16 protein-coding genes are annotated in these 18894 nt (G+C 38.5%); 11 read left to right on the top strand and 5 right to left on the bottom strand.

Annotation, left to right across the window (positions count from 1 at the left end):
• Positions 1-254 precede the first annotated feature (254 nt).
• From QZ738_RS12015 to QZ738_RS11990, 6 genes are all read left to right on the top strand, one after another.
• Positions 255-815 (top strand): K(+)-transporting ATPase subunit C, encoded by a 561-nt coding sequence (locus tag QZ738_RS12015; protein WP_293787823.1) that lies wholly within the window; start codon positions 255-257, stop codon positions 813-815.
• A 249-nt stretch (positions 816-1064) separates the two neighbouring features.
• Entirely contained in the window at positions 1065-2135 is a 1071-nt protein-coding gene (locus QZ738_RS12010) for a porin (protein WP_293787821.1), read from the top strand.
• A 177-nt stretch (positions 2136-2312) separates the two neighbouring features.
• On the top strand, positions 2313-2561 hold the full coding sequence (locus tag QZ738_RS12005; RefSeq protein ID WP_293787819.1) for a hypothetical protein: 249 nt from the start codon (positions 2313-2315) through the stop codon (positions 2559-2561).
• A 5-nt stretch (positions 2562-2566) separates the two neighbouring features.
• The gene (locus tag QZ738_RS12000) at positions 2567-3697 is read left to right on the top strand and encodes a sensor protein KdpD (RefSeq protein ID WP_293787817.1); all 1131 of its coding nucleotides are present in this window, start codon (positions 2567-2569) and stop codon (positions 3695-3697) included.
• Between the two features lie 202 nt (positions 3698-3899).
• Positions 3900-4277, top strand: coding sequence for a hypothetical protein (locus QZ738_RS11995; RefSeq protein ID WP_293787815.1), 378 nt, complete (start codon positions 3900-3902; stop codon positions 4275-4277).
• A 259-nt stretch (positions 4278-4536) separates the two neighbouring features.
• Positions 4537-5505 (top strand): YafY family protein, encoded by a 969-nt coding sequence (locus tag QZ738_RS11990; RefSeq protein ID WP_293787813.1) that lies wholly within the window; start codon positions 4537-4539, stop codon positions 5503-5505.
• Between the two features lie 787 nt (positions 5506-6292).
• On the opposite strand, the gene QZ738_RS11985 is transcribed toward QZ738_RS11990, so the two are convergent.
• The 3 genes from QZ738_RS11985 to QZ738_RS11975 all read right to left on the bottom strand — a co-directional run bounded on the left by QZ738_RS11985 (position 6293) and on the right by QZ738_RS11975 (position 9065).
• A complete protein-coding gene (locus QZ738_RS11985; RefSeq protein ID WP_293787811.1) occupies positions 6293-7246 on the bottom strand; it encodes an MlaD family protein in 954 nt (317 codons plus the stop codon).
• A gap of 166 nt (positions 7247-7412) precedes the next feature.
• Positions 7413-8189, bottom strand: a complete 777-nt coding sequence (locus QZ738_RS11980) for an N-acetylmuramoyl-L-alanine amidase (protein ID WP_293787809.1) — start codon at positions 8187-8189, stop codon at positions 7413-7415.
• A 12-nt stretch (positions 8190-8201) separates the two neighbouring features.
• Positions 8202-9065: an N-acetylmuramoyl-L-alanine amidase gene (locus tag QZ738_RS11975; RefSeq protein ID WP_293787825.1), complete on the bottom strand. Its 864-nt coding sequence runs from the start codon at positions 9063-9065 to the stop codon at positions 8202-8204.
• Positions 9066-9139: 74 nt separating this feature from the next.
• Here QZ738_RS11975 and QZ738_RS11970 point away from each other — a divergent pair, with 74 nt between their 5' ends.
• The 5 genes from QZ738_RS11970 to trxA all read left to right on the top strand — a co-directional run bounded on the left by QZ738_RS11970 (position 9140) and on the right by trxA (position 15611).
• A complete protein-coding gene (locus QZ738_RS11970; protein ID WP_293787808.1) occupies positions 9140-11800 on the top strand; it encodes a putative LPS assembly protein LptD in 2661 nt (886 codons plus the stop codon).
• Between the two features lie 4 nt (positions 11801-11804).
• Positions 11805-13049, top strand: coding sequence for a competence/damage-inducible protein A (locus QZ738_RS11965; RefSeq protein ID WP_293787806.1), 1245 nt, complete (start codon positions 11805-11807; stop codon positions 13047-13049).
• A gap of 56 nt (positions 13050-13105) precedes the next feature.
• Positions 13106-14464: a dihydrolipoamide acetyltransferase family protein gene (locus QZ738_RS11960; RefSeq protein ID WP_293787804.1), complete on the top strand. Its 1359-nt coding sequence runs from the start codon at positions 13106-13108 to the stop codon at positions 14462-14464.
• Positions 14465-14545: 81 nt separating this feature from the next.
• Entirely contained in the window at positions 14546-15160 is a 615-nt protein-coding gene (locus tag QZ738_RS11955; protein WP_293787802.1) for a hypothetical protein, read from the top strand.
• A gap of 154 nt (positions 15161-15314) precedes the next feature.
• Entirely contained in the window at positions 15315-15611 is a 297-nt protein-coding gene (trxA, locus tag QZ738_RS11950) for a thioredoxin (protein WP_293787800.1), read from the top strand.
• On the opposite strand, the gene pdeM is transcribed toward trxA, so the two are convergent.
• Positions 15608-16246: a ligase-associated DNA damage response endonuclease PdeM gene (gene pdeM / locus QZ738_RS11945; protein WP_293787798.1), complete on the bottom strand. Its 639-nt coding sequence runs from the start codon at positions 16244-16246 to the stop codon at positions 15608-15610. The genes trxA and pdeM overlap by 4 nt on opposite strands.
• Before the next feature lie 71 nt (positions 16247-16317).
• The gene (locus QZ738_RS11940; RefSeq protein ID WP_293787796.1) at positions 16318-18795 is read right to left on the bottom strand and encodes a ligase-associated DNA damage response DEXH box helicase; all 2478 of its coding nucleotides are present in this window, start codon (positions 18793-18795) and stop codon (positions 16318-16320) included.
• Between the last annotated feature and the right edge of the window lie 99 nt (positions 18796-18894).

Raw genomic sequence — 18894 nt, 5'->3', positions numbered from 1 at the left:
AATTTTTCTTTCAAAGCCAGTAATAGGGCTTGGTCGGTGGAGTCCGAAAAATTTGTTAGGCCGGACTTAAGTAGAACGGAGACCCAGTGCGAAGGCCTTGTTGGATGGAAATACATATTTCATAAGTGGCTAATTATCAAATAATTAAAAATTAACGTCAATGGTAGCGCAGCGAAAAATCTTGATGCAGGCGCTTTAAGGTCCTGAATTAATTCGGGATGACAAATGGAGTAAGAATTTTAAAAGAAAAGAAAATGAAAAAGTATATCATTCAATCTATCCGCTTAACATTGGTATTATTGGTATTGTTATGCGTTGTATATCCCATTAGTGTAGCCTTTATCGGCAAAATGGCAAAAGGAAATGGTGGTGGAGAAAAAATCACAAAAAATGGTAAAACGGTAGGTTATGTGTTATTGGGGCAGAAATTTACCGAACCGCAATATTTCTGGGGACGGCCATCAGCTGTGGCTTACAATGCCGCCGGGTCTGCCGGTTCTAACAAAGGCCCATCCAATCCGGATTATTTAAAAGAGGTGCAGTCACGGATCGATACTTTGTTGAAGTATAATCCGGGCATTAAAAAATCAGATATCCCTGCAGATATGGTTACTGCATCAGGAAGCGGACTTGACCCCAATATTTCGGAACAAGGTGCAGCTATTCAGGTTGCCAGAGTTGCCGCAGCCCGTAAAATCGATGTGAAAAAAGTGAAAGAACTGGTGGCCATGAATACGCTTAAACCATTTATGGGTTTATTCGGCCCTTCATCAGTAAATGTGCTGAAATTAAATCTTGCTCTTGATGCGCTTTAAATGGAGTTTTTTCTTTCAACGTCGTCATTGCGAAACCAATTTTTCATTGGTTGAAGTAATCTTTATTGAAAGCTGATGATAGCAGAAAGATTGCCAGCCTGTTGCCGGCAGGCTGCGTCATTCTTCCCCGCAATGACGGCCGCGGGGGAGCATTAACAAAAACAATATCCTAAAAAAAACAATAACAATGTATTTGGCTCAAACATGCAAATGGCCTCATGCTTTGCCCAATAAAAACAATCAGATAAAATGAAAAAAATACTATTACTTGCCGCTACCCTTACTACGGGATTTTTTGCAAAAGCGCAGGATGAACCCAAAATTAAAGTAAGCGGTTACCTTGAAGCCTATTATGGATACGATTTTAACAAACCTGCAGACCATAATCGTCCGGGCTTTATTTATTCGCATAACCGCACAAACGAAGTAAACCTGAACCTTGGATTCATCAAGGCTGCTTATGACAGCGGAATGATCAGGGCTAATTTGGCAGTAATGGCCGGAACCTATGCCAATGCCAACCTGGCTGCCGAGCCTGGCGTTTTAAAAAATATCTTTGAGGCAAATGCAGGTGTTAAACTATCGAAAACAGAAAATCTTTGGATCGATGCAGGAATCTTTTCTTCGCACATCGGTTTTGAAAGTGCAGTTTCGAAAGATTGTTGGGTGCTTACCAGGAATATTGCTTCAGAAAATACACCTTATTACGAATCCGGTGCAAAAATTTCCTACGGAACCAAGGACGGTAAATTTACCGCTAGCGCCTTGTACTTAAACGGATGGCAACGCATTACCCGCCAAAATGGAAATAACAAGCCTGCTGGTGGACTTCAGCTCAGCTGGAAACCAACCGATAAAATTACTTTAAATTATAGCAATTATCTCGGAACAGAAGGTGCCGATTCGGTAAGGGTAAACAGGTTTTACCATAATGTTTATGGTATCTTTCAGCTTACTGACAAATTTGGCATCACCCTCGGATTTGATTACGGAACCCAGCAGAAACAAAAAGGCAGCAATGATAAAAACGAAGTTATTTCTCCAGTAGCCATTGCACAATATAAGTTTGCCCCAAAATGGGCCGTTGCCGGAAGATTTGAGTATTATGAAGATAAAAACGGAATTTTTATTGCCACAGGCACACCTGAAGGCTTTAAAACGAAAGGTTATTCCTTAAATCTTGATTATTCGCCGATACCCAATGCGGTTGTAAGGTTAGAAGGAAAAGCCTACGATAGTAAAGACAAAATATTTGCAAGAGATGGCGCTGCGGTAAATGGCAATGCGAGTATAACGGCAAGTATTGCGGTATCGTTTTAATCTCCCCAGTTTTCGTCATTTCGAGCGGAGCGAAGCGCAGTCGAGAAATCTTTTAACTCAATTCGAAGATCTCTCCCCGCCTGTACGGGCAGGCCTGTCCGCACAGGCGGGCATTCCGTTGCACTCCAGTTGAGATGGCAACCAATCTTTTAAGAAGAACTTTTAAAAAATAAAAGTATGCACCCTTACATTGAAATCATATTCAGCCTGTTGTTAGCGTTCTTAGGAATATTAATGATGCGAAAATTAAATTTTCTAAAAAGAAATAGTGCAGGTGCAAAAAAAAGAAGTTATGCCACAGCGCAATATTTTAAACTGCTTTACAATAAGATTTCTTTCAGGTTTATGATCTTATTATTTACGTTGGTTATGATTGTCGCAATTGCGATATTGATGGAAAAAGGAGTAATGAATATTATCTGGTAAAGACGATGCAGGAAGAACAAAAAGAAGAATCGGTCAGGCATTTTTTAGATCTGGTTAAAAAATCCAGGCGTGGAAAGCTTAAAATCTACATTGGCATGAGTGCTGGTGTGGGCAAAACTTACCGTATGCTTCAGGAATCGCATGCATTGCTGCGGAATGGGGTTGATGTTTGTATCGGCTACGTGGAAACCCATAAAAGGATAGAAACAGAAGCACTTGTTGCCGGTATTCCAATTGTTCCGCGGCGAAAAATCTTTTATCGCGGCAAAGAAATCGAAGAAATGGACCTCAAAGGAATACTGAACCGTCATCCCGAAATTGTAATTGTGGATGAACTTGCCCATACCAATGCCGAAGGCAGTAAAAATACCAAACGCTGGCAAGATGTTTTCGATCTGCTCGAAGCAGGGGTCAGTGTCATTTCTGCGGTAAATATCCAGCATCTGGAAAGTATTAATGAAGAAATTGAGCAGATTACAGGTATCGCCATTACCGAACGGATTCCGGATAAGATACTGCAAATTGCCGATGAAATCGTGAACATCGACCTTACGGCCGATGAATTGGTTACCCGCCTTAAAGAAGGCAAAATTTATGATCAATCGAAAATCGAAAGGGCATTGGGTAACTTTTTTCAATCTGATAAAATTCTTCAGCTGCGCGAGTTAGCCTTAAAAGAGGTGGTGCATCAGGTAGAACGGAAAATCCAGACCGAAATTCCCAAATCAATTAAGCTCAGGCCTGAACGTTTTTTGGCCTGTATTTCTTCCAATGCCGAAACAGCGGGAGTAGTCATCCGGAAAACAGCAAGGCTGGCTTCCTATTACCGATCGCCATGGATGGTGCTGTATGTGCAGCGCGATAGCGAAAGCCTAGAACGCATTAAATTGGATAAGCAACGCCACCTGATCAACCATTTTAAACTGGCTACCGAACTGGGTGCCGAAGTAATTAAAATAAAAAGCAATGCCATTACCAAAACCATCATCGATACTGCTGCCGAAAAGGAAGTTACGACCATCTGTATCGGTAAGCCTCATCTTAATATTTTTCAGGTAATTTTACGTACGGCAGTTTTTAATGGGCTGTTAAAAAATCTGGCCATGAAGGATATCGATCTCGTGGTTTTATCGTAAAAATGATCCATCACTCTATGTTGAAGATCAAACATTAATTTAGGAATAAAACAAGCAACAGGTTTTCTTCAAAATCCGATCAAAGCGAAGGGCTATGGATCTTCTACCATATCTTAAGGGTATATCTTATATTTAGGAGTATCAAAATTTCTCAAATTTATCAAAACTATATCTTTTGTGTGGGGTTAAAATAATAGAACCCATGAAAAGCGATATGGAAAAAAATGATACGAAAACACGTTTAATTAATGAGATTACCACTACAGGTTTACAAAGTGCGGCAAAGAAATTAGGTGCTCCGGCAAGTAAAAGGCAGATCAGGAAAGGCGTTTCCAAAAACATCAGTTTAATAGATAAGTTATTGCGCATCGCTTTAATCAAAAATAAAGATGCATCTAAAAAAATGCAACGCAATATTGAGTTTGTTGGTCTTGGCGTAATCGCTGCACATAATTTTTACAGTGGTTTTAAAAAGAAAAAACCTTTATTGATTTGTGAAGGCATTTTCTTAACTGCAGCACTTGGTGGTGTATTATTCGCTACGCAAAACAAAACTGTAAAAGATAAAATTATGCAGTAACTTTATTTTATTCAATAGTTTAACATACATTCGGGAACCCGAGGATGTAATAAAAGCATAGAAATCGCAATTGTATTCGATTTAATCGCCGTATTTGGTGATGTTAAACACATTAGGCTAAATTTATTAAAGATTAAGTCGCCATTGACATAAGGCTGTCACCGCGTTTGTTAAATTTGCAGTGCAGTGAATTTATTTGAGTTCCCAAAAAAGGTAAACAGATTAAATTAACTGATAATAATCATCTGCATTTTAATGAATGGACATTACCAAAAGATTTGACCGGATATTACAGATTTTTTTTCTTTTGCAGTCTAAATCTGTTGTCACTGCCGAAGAACTGCAAAAGCGTTTCGAAATTAGTTTAAGGACAATTTACCGGGATTTAAAAGCCCTCGACATGGCGGGTATTCCGATCGTAAATGAAGCTGGTACCGGTTATTCCATTATGGAAGGTTTCAGGTTACAGCCTTCCAGGTTCAGTCAGGAAGAAATTCTGAGTTTGATGGTTGCCGAAAAAGTGATGCAGAAACATGAAACCGAATTTGTTAAGAAACATTTTGATGCCGCACTGATTAAAATAAAAAGTTCGTTTCAGGTACATCAAAAAAGAGATTTCCTGTATTTGGAAGATGCTCTACATCTTAAAAATGATTTAAAATCCAATGATTACCTGCCCAACATTATCGATGTATTGCTCAATAGCACTTTAAAGAAAAAGATAACTCACATCAGTTACCTTAAAAGTGGCGATATTAACACAGTTGGCAGATCTGTAGAACCCATAGGTATATTTTACGAACATGGTTTCTGGTATCTTTTAGCCTATTGCCATTTAAGGAAAGATTACCGGAATTTTAGGTTGGACAGGATTAAAAAAGTTTCGGTACTTGAAAAAAATTTTACCATTTCACACCCGCCAATTCATGAGTTCCGTGATAAAGGATTATCTGAAAACAAAACGAAAATCGAACTCAGGGTGGATCGGAAATACGCCCACTACTTATACTGGGACCGCCAGATTTTCGGATTCAGGGAAGAGGAAATTTCGGATGATTTTGTGCTGATGTATTTCGATTGTTCCCTCCCTGTTGTTTCTTTTGTACGCTGGTTCATTAAATTTGTTGATATAGCTGAAATTATAGAACCAGCCCATTTAAATGATGAGCTGGTAGAGATCATGGAAGCCGGTTTAAAAAGGATAAAAAACAAAGAGGCTATCTCATAAATTATAATTCGCTTAGAATTTGTCACGTTGAGCCGGTCGAAACGCTTTCTTAGACATCTAAAAGAAGTCCTTCGACAAGCTACCATTGACGTTAATTTTTAATTATTTGATAATTAGTCACTTATGAAATATGCATTTCCATCCAACAAGGCCTTCGCACTGTGTCTCCGTTCTACTTAAGTCCGGCCTAACAAATTTTTCGGATTCTACTGACCAAGCCCTATTACTTGCTTTAAAAGAAAAATTTTCAGCCGGCATTTTTTGTTACTTTTTGATGCCAAAAAGTAAGAGCCCTTCGGCGGCGGCGAGCCGAGGCAAGACTGGGCTGTATGGCATAAATAATTAGTTACGTTATTTATATTGATTTTTATCCAATAAATTATCTCTCAGGAAGACAACTTAACAGTCCAAATCAATATTTCTTCTTTGTTTATTCTTTTGCATGCTGTGGTAAAAAAAAAATTGCAGATAGATTGATAAAATTTTTCGGTTTAATTACCGATAGAACAGTAAAATAAACCAGTTTCACGAAGATAGGAGGGAATTACCTCCATTTATACGGTCTACTCATTTGAAACTTAGCAATCTCTGCCGACTTTTCTTACGCGCTTTGCGGTTAAAAATTATTCTACCAGCAATTTTATTTTCCTCTGTTTTATTCTTGGTGGCCTCTGTGGTCAAAAAGAGTGAATATTCATTTTCTGTGCATATTTGCGTCTGGCATATACCAGCATAAAAAAAGCCTTACTATTTACACAGTAAGGCTTTATGAATTATAAAAATTAAATTACTTATCTTTTTTATTGCCACCGCCAAATACAGAGAAGTGTACATAACGCTTAGGGTTAGCTTTTAAATCAATCATGAGTTCATCCAGGTTTTTTGAAGCATTATTTAAATTCTGATACATTTTATCGTCGTTTAATAATAATCCTAAACTGCCTTTTCCACTTTTAATTCCAGAAATTACACTTTGTAAATCAGCAATAGCATTGTTAGCATTATCCAAAGTCTGTTTAAAGTTAGCTGCAGCAAACTTATCGGTAACGGTATTAATATTGGTTAAAATATCACTGATTTTTTGATTGTTATTATTTAAGTTAGCCGTAATTCCTTCTACATTTTTAAAGATGGCTTCGATGCGTGCGCTTTCTGAACCGACTAAACCATCCACTTTTTTCGAGGTTGTCTCTAATGAGGCTAGTGTACCTGCGATACTGTTAAAGCTTTTATCAACATTTTTCTGAAAGTTGGGATTCAGGATAGAATTTACACTGCTTAAAATAGAATCCATTTTTCCGATAATCAATTCGGCTTTCTTTTGAACCGGTTGCACTTGTTCCAGTAAACCCTTTTCAACATTGGCATTTAAGGTGTATCCATCTTCGGCCATTTTTTTTGAATTACCTAACGACATGACAATGGCCTTGCTGCCCAACAGGTCTGTACCTTCTAAACGGGCAATACTATTTTCCGGGATTTCATATTTACTGTTTATGCTCAGGGTTGCAATAATACTACCATCTCCCTGCAAATCCAGTTTGGCCACCCGGCCTATCTGATAGCCATTAATAAGCACTGGTTTTGATACTGTTAAACCATCAACTCTTGTGTATTTTGCATATAATGTAGTTTCATTTGAAAAAATTGAATTTCCTTTCAGAAAATTATATCCAATTATTAATAAAGCAATGGCAAATGCAGCTAAAATACCTACTTTGGTTTCGTTCTTAATCTTCATGAGTGTTTTATTTAATGGTTACAAGTATTGAAGTGTTTTTCTCCACTTGTAAGAGCGTAAATATTTCTTGGTGCTAAACCTTATAAATACATCAAGGCAGCACTATTTGTTTGGTATCTGTTTTATATTTTTCCAAAGTTAAAATAACTATCATTTATAATGCCAGTTATTTTACCTCAATATTTTTTTTATACGTTTTTATTGCATCTAATATAGAATTGGCAATCTCATTCTGTCCATTTTGTGAGTTAATGTATTTTTCTTCTTCTGTATTTGAGATAAATCCTACCTCTGTTAAAACTGCTGGCATACCACAGCGCTGCAATACCAAAACCCCCTGTTCTTTAACACCCCGGCTCAGCCGTTCATCCCGTTTGATATAACTGTTCTGTATTAATTTGGCAAATTTAATGCTTTTGTCCCGAAAGGTATTTTTTAAAAGCGATAAAAGAATAAAACTGCTTGGATTGCCTGGATCATAACCATCATATTTACTTTTGTAGTTTTTCTCCAATTTAATATCGGCATTTTCCCTAATGGCCGCATCCTGTTCCTTTAACCGATGAGATCCTGCAACCAATGTTTCCACTCCTTTGATATGCTTATTACCTGGCGGCATAGAATTACAATGGATGGATATAAAAAGATCTGCATTAGCGTCATTAGCTATTTCTGCACGTTTGTATAAATCAACATCTATATCTGTTTTACGCGTAAAAATTACTTTAATTTCCGGCATTTCCTCATTCAGTAAAACACCTAATTTTAGTGCAACTTTTAACGCAATATCTTTCTCTTTCGAAAAACTGCCTGATGCTCCGGGTTTTCTACCGCCATGTCCCGGATCAATAACAATTGTTTTGATTTTATATCCCTGAGCAGGAACTTTTTCAACAGCCAGTAACGAAAATAAGATGATGGTAATGAGAAGTTTGATCTTCATGCATGCAGGATGTTAAAATGACGTTTCAGCTATGCGTTTATAATTTTTGATTGCTCTGACAATTCCACTTACAATTTCATTCTGTCCTTCAGGAGAGTTCATATAGTCTTCTTCTTCAGGATTACTGACGAAACCTATTTCTGTTAATACAGCAGGCATTGCTGCACGTGCCAGTACTGCAAGGCTTTTCTCCTGTACTCCTCTGTTAATACGGCCGGCATTAACATATTCTTGTTGAAGCAATGAAGCAAACTTTAAACTCCTCTCTCTATTGGTTTGTTTCATTAAGGATAACATAATGTCACTTTCAGGAGTGTTGGCAATAAATCCCTCGTAGTTTTTCTGGTAATTTTCTTCCAGAAACATGGAGGCATTTTCCCTTTTGATCACATCATCCTGCTCTCCCAAACGTCCGGTTCCCGACACAAAAGTTTCTGTTCCTCTGGTTGAGGTACTTTTGGAAGTAATAGTTCGGTAAACAGGAACTTTTCTGCCCTTTACTTTTTTATAATAATCTACCACTCTCGATACTCTGACAGGCATATCATTCAAGTGAATGGAAATAAATAAATCGGCTTTTGCATTGTTTGCAATATTGATCCGCTCGTACAAAGGAATAAATACATCCGTTTCTCGGGTATAAATAACTTTGATATCCTTCAAGCTATCCTGAAGTGCGCGGCCAAGGTTTAATGCGGTTTTAAGTGCCACATCTTTTTCCTTCGAGTATACACCGTGGGTTGCACCGTCTTTACCACCGTGACCAGCATCAATTACAATTGTTTTGATTTTGTATCCCTGTGCAAATACCTGATTATCAATTAAATTTGATAGCGCTAAATAAATAATAATGGTTAAAATGGATTTAAGATACATCAATGGTATATTTTTCACTAATTTTGAACGTTTTTGATTAAACATTTGTGCAAAAATAACATTCAAATACGAATTTGAAACCCCTCAAGACTTCTATTTTACTAATATCTGTCATTTTATTAACACATGCTGTTGGTAAAGCTAACGCATTTTCTCATTTTTCATTGCAACAGATCATTCAACAAGATACCACTAAAAAGGATTCTATTAAAAAGACAGGGAAAAATAACAGCAGTATAGACCAGAAAGTGGAATACAAAGCAGAAGATTCGGTTAAAATGAGTGCCGATAAAAGCATTGTTTATTTATACGGGAATGCCAGAGTGGTATATGGTGATTTTGAGCTGGATGCGGCCTATATCAAATATGATAAAAAGCAAAATTCTATTTATGCCCGTGGGGTTAAAGATCCGAAAACCGGAAGATATACCGGGAGACCGATCTTTAAATCGGGTGCCGAAGGTACGGCCATAGCAGATTCTATTTTTTACAATTCGGAAACAACCCGGGCCAAAGTATATGGCGTTTTTTCTGAACAGGAAGGCGGCTTTTTCTCTGGTGGGCAAAGTAAAAAGCAAATAGATGATGAATTACACGTCAAAAACGTAATGTATAGTACCTGTAACCTACCTCATCCTCATTTTGGACTAATGATTTCAAAAGGGGTGGTAACTGAGAAGCAGATTATTACCGGTCCGGTTTACATGATAATTGAAGATGTTCCTACTTTTCTGGGGCTACCATTTGCATTTTTTCCAAAACCGAATAAACGAACATCAGGTGTGATTCTGCCTACACCAGGTGAAGATGCGACAAGGGGTTTTTTCTTGCAAAACGGTGGTTATTATCTCGGATTGAACGATTATTGGGATGCCAAACTTCTGGGTTCGATTTACACCAATGGTTCTTATGAAACCAGTTTATTAAGTAATTATACCAAAAGATATAAGTTTAACGGAAATATAAATCTGGCATACGCTAGTTTTAAAGATGGTTTGGAAGGCACCGAGGCTTTTAACAATCCGACTAAAAACTTCAGCATTAACTGGAGCCACAGCCAAAATGCCAACGCCAATCCCGGTACAACATTTAGCGCTAGTGTAAGATTGGTATCAACAGGAAGAAAGGGATATTATAGAAATACTGCGGCCGGTACTACTTATGATATCAATACCATAGCTACCAACTCAACAAGTAGCAGTATCAGTTATGCGAAGGCTTATACAAACGGTATGAATTTCTCTTTGGCGGCATCAAGTGACCAAACACTAAGTACCAGGGCAATATCGCTTAGGTTGCCCGAAATGACATTTAACGTACCTACATTTAACCCATTTAGTTCTAAAAATGCTGTTGGGGAACAAAAATGGTATCAGAAAATTACAGTGGGCTACAGTTTACAGGGCACAAACCGTATCGATACTTTTGATAGTTTACTGTTCCAAAATGATGGTTTGAAGCGTTTGAGAAGTGGTTTTGCGCACAGTATCCCTTTAAACATGTCTTTTACGGCATTGAAATACTTAAACTTTAGTTTGGGAGGTACTTATAACGAAGTTTGGAATTTTCAGAGTGTTAACAGAAGATACACCAGTTATGCGGATAATACCTTTTCTTTTAGGGAAGATACTGTTAGTGGTTTTAAACGAGCTGGTAGTTATAGCCTGTCAACCAGTATGTCGACTAAAATTTATGGTAGAAGAGATTTTAATCCGGCTGGCAAAATCCAGGCGTTGCGGCATGTAATGACTCCGAATGTTTCTTTCTCTTATTCTCCTGATTTTACCAAAGCTGGCGCCGGACCTTTCAGACCAGCAAGAGATCAGAATGGAAATCAGATTTATACCAGTGGACAACCCTTAAAATATTCCATTTTTGACGGTATGGCTCAGCCAGGTTCGTTTGGTGGGCCCAACGCCTCTATTGGCTTCGGTTTAGATAATACCGTTGAGCTGAAAGTGCGCAATAAAAACGATACAACCGGAACCGGCTCGAAAAAAATTCCGATTATCCAGGGTTTGAGTTTTAGCGGCTCCTATAATTTCCTGGCCCCATCTTATAAATTATCTACCATTGGTTTTAGTGGCCGATCGCAGTTTACGGATAAATTGGGTATCAATTACAACGGAACCTTGGATCCATATGCTTTAAAAGATACTACTGTAAATGGCCAAACGATTAAAATCAGAGAGGACCGTTTATTTTTTCAAAGAAATCAATTCCTGCCACGTTTAACCAGTTTTGGTTTCTCATTCGATTACAGCTTAAATCCGGAGGCGTTAAAACGTAAAAATGAGGCTAATGACAAATTAGGTGCGGCAGCTAACAAAAAAGGATTGACTGATATACAATCTGAACAATTGGCGGCAATCAGCCGTGACCCGAATGCCTTTGTTGATTTTAACATTCCCTGGAATTTTTCATTCTCTTACAGTTTTCAATATTCGAATGATGGAAACACTAATACAGTTTCGAATACTTTAAACTTTAATGGTGACGTTAACTTAACACCAAAATGGAAAATTACCTTTAATTCAGGTTACGATTTTAAGAACAATGGTTTAACCCCTATGAATTTGGCCATTTACCGCGATTTACATTGCTGGGATATGAGCGTAAACTGGGTTCCATACGGTGCTTATAAAAGTTATTCCGTTACCATAAAGGTAAAGGCATCAATATTGCAGGATTTAAAATTGAGCAAAAGACAGGGTTTTTACAACACATACCGATAAATTTATGCTAGCCGAAATTATTACCATTGGTGATGAGATACTCATTGGCCAGATCGTTGATACCAATTCTGCGTGGATGGCTAAACAGTTAAATTTAATTGGGGTTTCCGTAAAGCAGATTACCTCGGTTTCTGATGATGAACAGCATATTTTAGAGGCACTCGAACTTGCTGAAAAACGTGCAGATCTGGTTTTAATTACTGGGGGCCTCGGACCGACTAAAGATGATATTACCAAAAAAACTTTGGCAAAGTATTTTGATATGGGTTTCCGTAACGATGCCGCTGCATTGGAAATGGTGCGTCAGATTTTCGAAAAATACAAGCGTCCGCTATTGGATATCAATATACAGCAAGCCGATGTTCCTGATGGTTGTGAGGTAATTGTCAATAAAAACGGTACGGCACCTTGTATGTGGTTTGAGCAAAACAATACCATTTTTGTATCCATGCCGGGTGTACCTTATGAAATGATGTACCTGATGGATGACGAGATCCTTCCCAGAATTAAAAAGCGATTTAAGCTGCCTTTTATCGTACACAAAACTATCCTTACAGCAAATATTGGTGAATCCTTTCTCGCCAAGGAGATTGAGGAAATTGAAGCTCACTTGCCATCACATATCAAATTGGCTTATTTGCCAAAATTAGGGCAGGTCCGCTTGCGTTTATCAGCCAAAGGTAATCACGAATTGGAATTAGACAGAGAGGTTAAGACCTATGCCAGACAGATCATTTCAAAAGTGAGCAGGTTTGTGGTAACGGATGAGGATATTCCAATGGAAAAGGCCATTCTGGACCTAATGAAAAGTAAAGGAATGACCTTATCTACCGCAGAAAGTTGTACCGGCGGTTATATTGCACATTTAATTACACAACATCCCGGCTCTTCATCTGTTTATTGGGGCGGGGCAGTAGCATACGCCTACGAACTCAAAGAATCTATTCTGGGCGTAAAAGAAAGTACCTTAGCCACTTTTGGAGCCGTAAGCGAGCAGACAGTAACGGAAATGGCAGAAGGGGCAGTTAAACACTTCAAAACGGATTATGCAATTGCAGTTAGTGGTATTGCAGGCCCGGATGGTGGTACAGTTGAAAAACCGGTTGGTACAGTATGGATTGCAGTTTCTTCAAAACACAAAACGGTAGCTAAGGTGTTTAATTTCAGTAATAAACGGATTCAGAACATAGAACGTTCTGCTGCCTCAGCCTTAGCTATGCTATTAAATGTCCTTAAAGAAACCGTTTAGAAAGAATAAAAACTGTATTTTTGTAGCGTTACCAATATAAAATACTGTAATTTAATATGGCTCAATACGAACTATTGTTACCAAAAATGGGTGAAAGTGTTGCAGAAGCAACGGTAATTAAATGGGTAAAACAACCAGGAGATGTTATTGATCTGGACGATACCATTTTGGAAATCGCGACAGATAAGGTAGATTCTGAGGTTCCATCTCCTGTTGCGGGTAAATTGGTAAAACAATTATTTGCTGCAGATGAAGTTGCCCAGGTAGGTGATGTAATCGCCATTATTGAAACTGAAGACGGCGATGCACCCGCGACTGAATCACCGGTTACCGAAACGCCGGTGGCAAAAGAAAATACAGCCTCTATTCCCGGAATTGAACAACTACCTGATCATAATAATCCTGTAACAACCACTGATTTCAGCTCATCTGATCGTTTTTACTCTCCTTTGGTGAAGAGTATTGCAGCCCAGGAAAATATTTCATTAGCTGAGTTGGATGCCATTAAAGGTTCTGGCGTGGATGGACGTTTAAATAAAGATGATTTATTGGATTATATCGCCAGAAAAAACGGCGGTGCTGTAAAAATGGCTACCATGGTATTAACTCCTCCTCCTCCGCAAGTTGAAGAAGTTGTAGCACATCAAACTGAGCCCTCAACACAAGCTCCGGTTACCAGTAAACCTTCTACAACAAGTATTAATGGTGCAGATGAAGTTATTGAGATGGATAGAATGCGCAAGCTGATTGCCGACCATATGGTAATGAGCAAAAGTACTTCGCCACACGTAACTTCGTTTGTAGAAGCCGATGTGACCAATATGGTTTTATGGCGCAATAAGGTAAAAAACAGTTTTGAGAAGCGTGAAAATGAAAAAATAACGTTTACCCCAATATTTGTAGAGGCAGTTGCCAAAGCGATCAAAGATTTCCCGATGATCAACGTTTCTGTTAACGGCACGCAGATCATTAAAAAAGGAAATATCAATATAGGTATGGCCGCTGCCTTACCAAGTGGTAATTTAATCGTTCCGGTAATTAAAAATGCGGATCAGTTAAATTTAGTCGGCTTAACCAAAGCTGTTAATGATTTAGCTTCAAGAGCAAGAAATTCTAAATTAAAGCCCGACGAAACGCAGGGGGGGACTTTTACACTGACCAACGTTGGTAGTTTCGGAAACGTAATGGGTACGCCGATTATTAACCAGCCACAGGTGGCTATTTTGGCGGTAGGTGCCATCAAAAAGAAACCCGCTGTTTTGGAAACCGAACATGGCGACGTGATTGCGATCAGGCATATGATGTTCTTGTCATTATCCTATGATCATAGGGTTGTAGATGGTTCATTAGGAGGAATGTTTGTAAGAAGGGTTGCTGATTATTTAGAGAGCTGGGATTTGAACAGGGAAATCTAATTAGTTCGCAATTTTCAGTTAACGGTTTTCAGCTAGTATAATGACAATAATTTAAACAATTCAACAGTTTAACAATCAATAATGTTAGCGTCAAATTTAAAATCAATAGTTTCAGATAAGGTGTTGCATGCCAAATGGTTAAATACTTTATCATATATGGAAAATGCAGGTGCGAAGAAGATTTCCGCTTCAGAGCATAAAGAAAATGTAAATCTTATTGTTCTTAAACACGCTGCAGAAGAACACCGTCATGCCTACTACTTAAAAAAGCAGATTTCGAAAGTTGACGAGGCGCTTTGCAAAACTTACACCAATGCCGAGTTGCTATCACCAAATCATACCAAATATTATTTACATGCTTTGGATATTGCAGTTTGTCGTTATTTAAAAGCTGTGTTTAATCTATCTGGTTATGATTTAAAATTTGCGGCTTATTTATTTGTTACTTATGCTATTGAGGTTCGTGCAGATGAATTATATCCAATTTATCAGGCAGTTTTAGATGAAGCAAAGAGCAAGGTAAATGTGAAATCGATTATCCTGGAAGAAGAAGGCCATTTAGAGGAAATGATGAACCAGCTGGTTAGTTTTTCTGACGATTGGGAAAACCATGCGGCTGAGGTAATTAAAATCGAAAAGGCTTTATTTGAAGATTGGGTTGCTGCTTTAGCTGCAGAACTACCAGTAGGCGCCTAACCATACATCATATTATTGCATATTAGGGTTTTAAGGCATTAGTCTTTTAAACAGAAAAGAAATCAAGTTTGCCTAGCACATAAGCTATTAAACTTGACTTCTTTCATTTAAAACCAATCCAGCTTCTCCTTGTTTCTAAATAAAGATAAATATCATGGCTAAATTCTCAGAGTTAATTAATGGAGATAAACCTGTGCTGGTTGATTTTTTTGCTGAATGGTGTGGTCCATGCAAAATGATGAAGCCTATTTTAGAACAATTAAAATCACAGGTTGGCGATTCGGTGTCCATAATTAAGGTTGATATCGACAAAAATCAACCTGCCGCTTCTTCATTCAATGTTCAAAGCGTTCCAACCCTAATTCTGTTCAAAAAAGGAAAGCAGGTATGGAGGCAAAGTGGCGTTTTGCAGGCTTCGCAATTGAAGCAGGTAATTGATGCCCATGCTTAAACTTGCAATACGCTTTTTGGCGTAACTGCAAATATGCGCTCATTTGTTTTGGGGTAGATATTGTAAAGTCCTGTAAACAAGCTGAAAGCAGGCAGAACGGCGTATTCCCGTCCAAAATAAAAACAAGGGAATTTTAACCTTTGCTTTGCCTTTCCAACAATCGTAACACCGGGATGGATATGTCCGCTGATGGGATATAATTCATCTTCGGTACATTTTGGTGCATCATGAATAAAACAAAACGGGCCCAAACAAAAGCTGGGTTCATGTATTTCGATATTCATTGCTGCATAATTGGCGTTCGAAAGCCGGTCGTGATTTCCTTTTACCAATAAAAAGTTAAGTTCCTGATATTGCTTTCTCCATTCGGCGAACTCATCAATATCTGTATTTAAACCATGGTGAAACATATCACCGTTGATTAGTAATGTTTTAGGACGATATTGCTGAATCAATAAGTTCAAACGTTGTAAATCGGTTTGGGCAATGGTTGATGGCACTTGCAAACCTGCCTGTCGAAAATGAGCAGACTTACCCAAATGTAAATCGCTTATGGCTAAAAGCTGATGTCTGGGTAAAAACAAAGCCCTTTCTCTATCTAAAATCAGTTCTTCACCCTGGCTTGTAATGGTCATTTATTTACGCTATTATCATCCTGAGCCTGTCGAAGAATCTTTTAATTTTAGACAGGTTACAAGAAATGTTTTTATTTAATTTTCTCTGCTTCGGCTTTCATTCTGGCAATCCGGTGTTCTAATTCTTCTGAACTCATATTTTCACGCAAACTGTCTACTTTAATAGGAAAAGACAGTGGGGTAAAACTCTTTGGATTGGTGATAATAATTGCTCCATCCTGGATTCTTTCTAAGGCGGCTGCCAATCTGGGTTCCTCCAGTTGTTGATAAAAAACCTCATCGTATGCCTGTCGCAAAAGTAAATTATGTTTGTCGTAATCACTAAAAACATTAAAAAACAGACCAGCAGATGACTGGAGATGTTTATTAGCTACATATTTTCCCGGATATCCCTGAAAAACGAGTCCGGAGATGCAGGCAATATCCCTAAACTTTCGTCTTGCCATTTCAGTTGAATTGATGCTATGTGTTATATCTTCGGTTAAATTCTTAGGTGAAAAAACTTCGTAGGCAATCGATTCGTCCATAGGGATTTCCGTTTCACTCAAGAGTTCAAAACCGTAATCGTTCATGGCAATAGAAAAACTGATGGGCAATAATTTACTTAAACGATAGGCAACAAGGGCTGCCAAAACCTCATGTACCAAACGGCCTTCAAAAGGGTATGCAAAGAGGTGAAAACCCTCTTTATTATTGATGAGTTCTATCAATAATTCGTCGTTTTGTGGTACATGAGAACGTTTTTCTTGTAGTAAGAACAATGGGTAGACCGAGTCTAATTCTTCATCCTGATGGTTTTTATCCAGTGCTTCATTATATTTTTTTCTTAAAACCGATCCCAAATTGGATGATAGGGGGAGGCGGCCACCATTCCAGCTCGGAGAGATGGCATTTTTCTGTTTACTCACCCGCACTACAACCGTCATATCTTTCACCTGTACAAACTCCAAAACCCTTCCGGCCAGGCGGAAATTATCTCCAGCCTTCAGGCGGGTAACAAAGTATTCTTCTACCATGCCAATGTAACCACCGGAAATGAATTTTACTTTCAACATCGCGTCACTCACAATGGTACCGATATGTAACCTGTGCCTCATGGCCAGTTGCCTGCTCTTCACCTTCCAAAGCCCATCTTCATCCCTTATTACCTTTTTAAATTCGGTATAGGCACTCAAACTATCTCCTCCGGAGGTAATGAATTGCATTACCCAGGTCCATTCTTCGGGTAGCATAAGTTTAAAGGCATGGGTATTTTTAATTTCTTCATAAATGATCTTATCGTTAAACCCATCGCCTATGGCCAGGGTAACCAAATACTGAATCAAAGTATCAAATACCATGATAAAGGGCTCACGGCTTTCTATATTGTTTGTTTTTGCTGCCTCCTTAATCGCTGCCGCCTCCACCAGTTCTAAAGCATGCGTCGGTAAAAAATATATTTTAGAAATTTCGTGAGGAGAGTGGCCGGAGCGTCCTGCTCTTTGTAAAAACCTGGCCACACCTTTTGGCGATCCGACCTGGACTACTGTATCAACGGGTTTGAAATCTACACCCAGATCTAATGATGAAGTAGCGATAACGGCTTTAAGCTGTCCGGTATGTAAGGCATCCTCAATCCAGTTGCGGAGTTCGAAATCTATCGATCCATGATGTATGGCAATGCGTCCGGCAAGTTCGGGTTCAATGTTCAGTAAATGCTGATACCACATTTCCGATTGTCCGCGGGTATTGATGAAAATCAGGGTAGTTTTACTTTTCTCTATGATGGGTAAAAGCTTATAGGCTAGCTTCAAACCTAAATGCCCCGCCCAGGGCAAGGTATCAATATCATCAGGTAAAATGGATTTGATCTGGATTTTCTTTTCCAGGTCAGCCTTAACAATAATTCTTTTGGCATCTAGATTGGGTTCCAGTACATCTAAAGCTTCCTCAATATTTCCAATGGTTGCAGAAATCCCCCAGATTCTTAAAAACTGTTCTTTTTCGAGTTTTTGTAAACCTTTGATGCGCGAAACTGCTAATTCAACCAATACACCCCGTTTGCTGCCTAAAAGTTCATGCCATTCATCTGCCACAATGCACTTGAGATTTCGGAAGAGTGTTGAAGAACCTTTTTGTGCGAGCAGCAGGTGCAGGCTTTCCGGGGTAATCAGCAGAATTTCGGGCATGGATTTTTTCTGCTGTAATTTCTCTGCCTGCGAGGTATCGCCATTGCGTACGCCAACGTGCCAATCTAATTCCAGTTCCAGCAAGGTTTCCCGCATTGCCCTGGCAATATCTTTAGCCAACGAACGCAAGGGAGTGATCCAGATCAATTGTAACCGGTCTTTAGCTTTTTTATTATGGTTTGCTGAGGCATTTAAAGCTTCAATTACTACCGCTAAAAAAAGTGAAAATGTTTTTCCGAAACCGGTAGGCGCGTTTACCAAACCACTGTAGCCATTAAGATAACACTGCCAGGCCTCTTCCTGAAATTGAAAAGGCCTGCGTTTATTTGCCTTTAACCAGGCTTTTATCTTTTTATAACCTTTGGTTTTGGTTTGGTCCATTCTTTTTGTCTTTTCCTAATTATATTTTATATTGATATGTTTATAGTTTTTTTGAAAAGCAATTACAGTAATGCTTCGGTTACAGCAGCCCCGCCATAC

It is taken from the genome of uncultured Pedobacter sp. (assembly GCF_913776295.1).
GTDB lineage: Bacteria > Bacteroidota > Bacteroidia > Sphingobacteriales > Sphingobacteriaceae > Pedobacter.
This window is presented reverse-complemented; position numbering and strand designations above follow the sequence as displayed.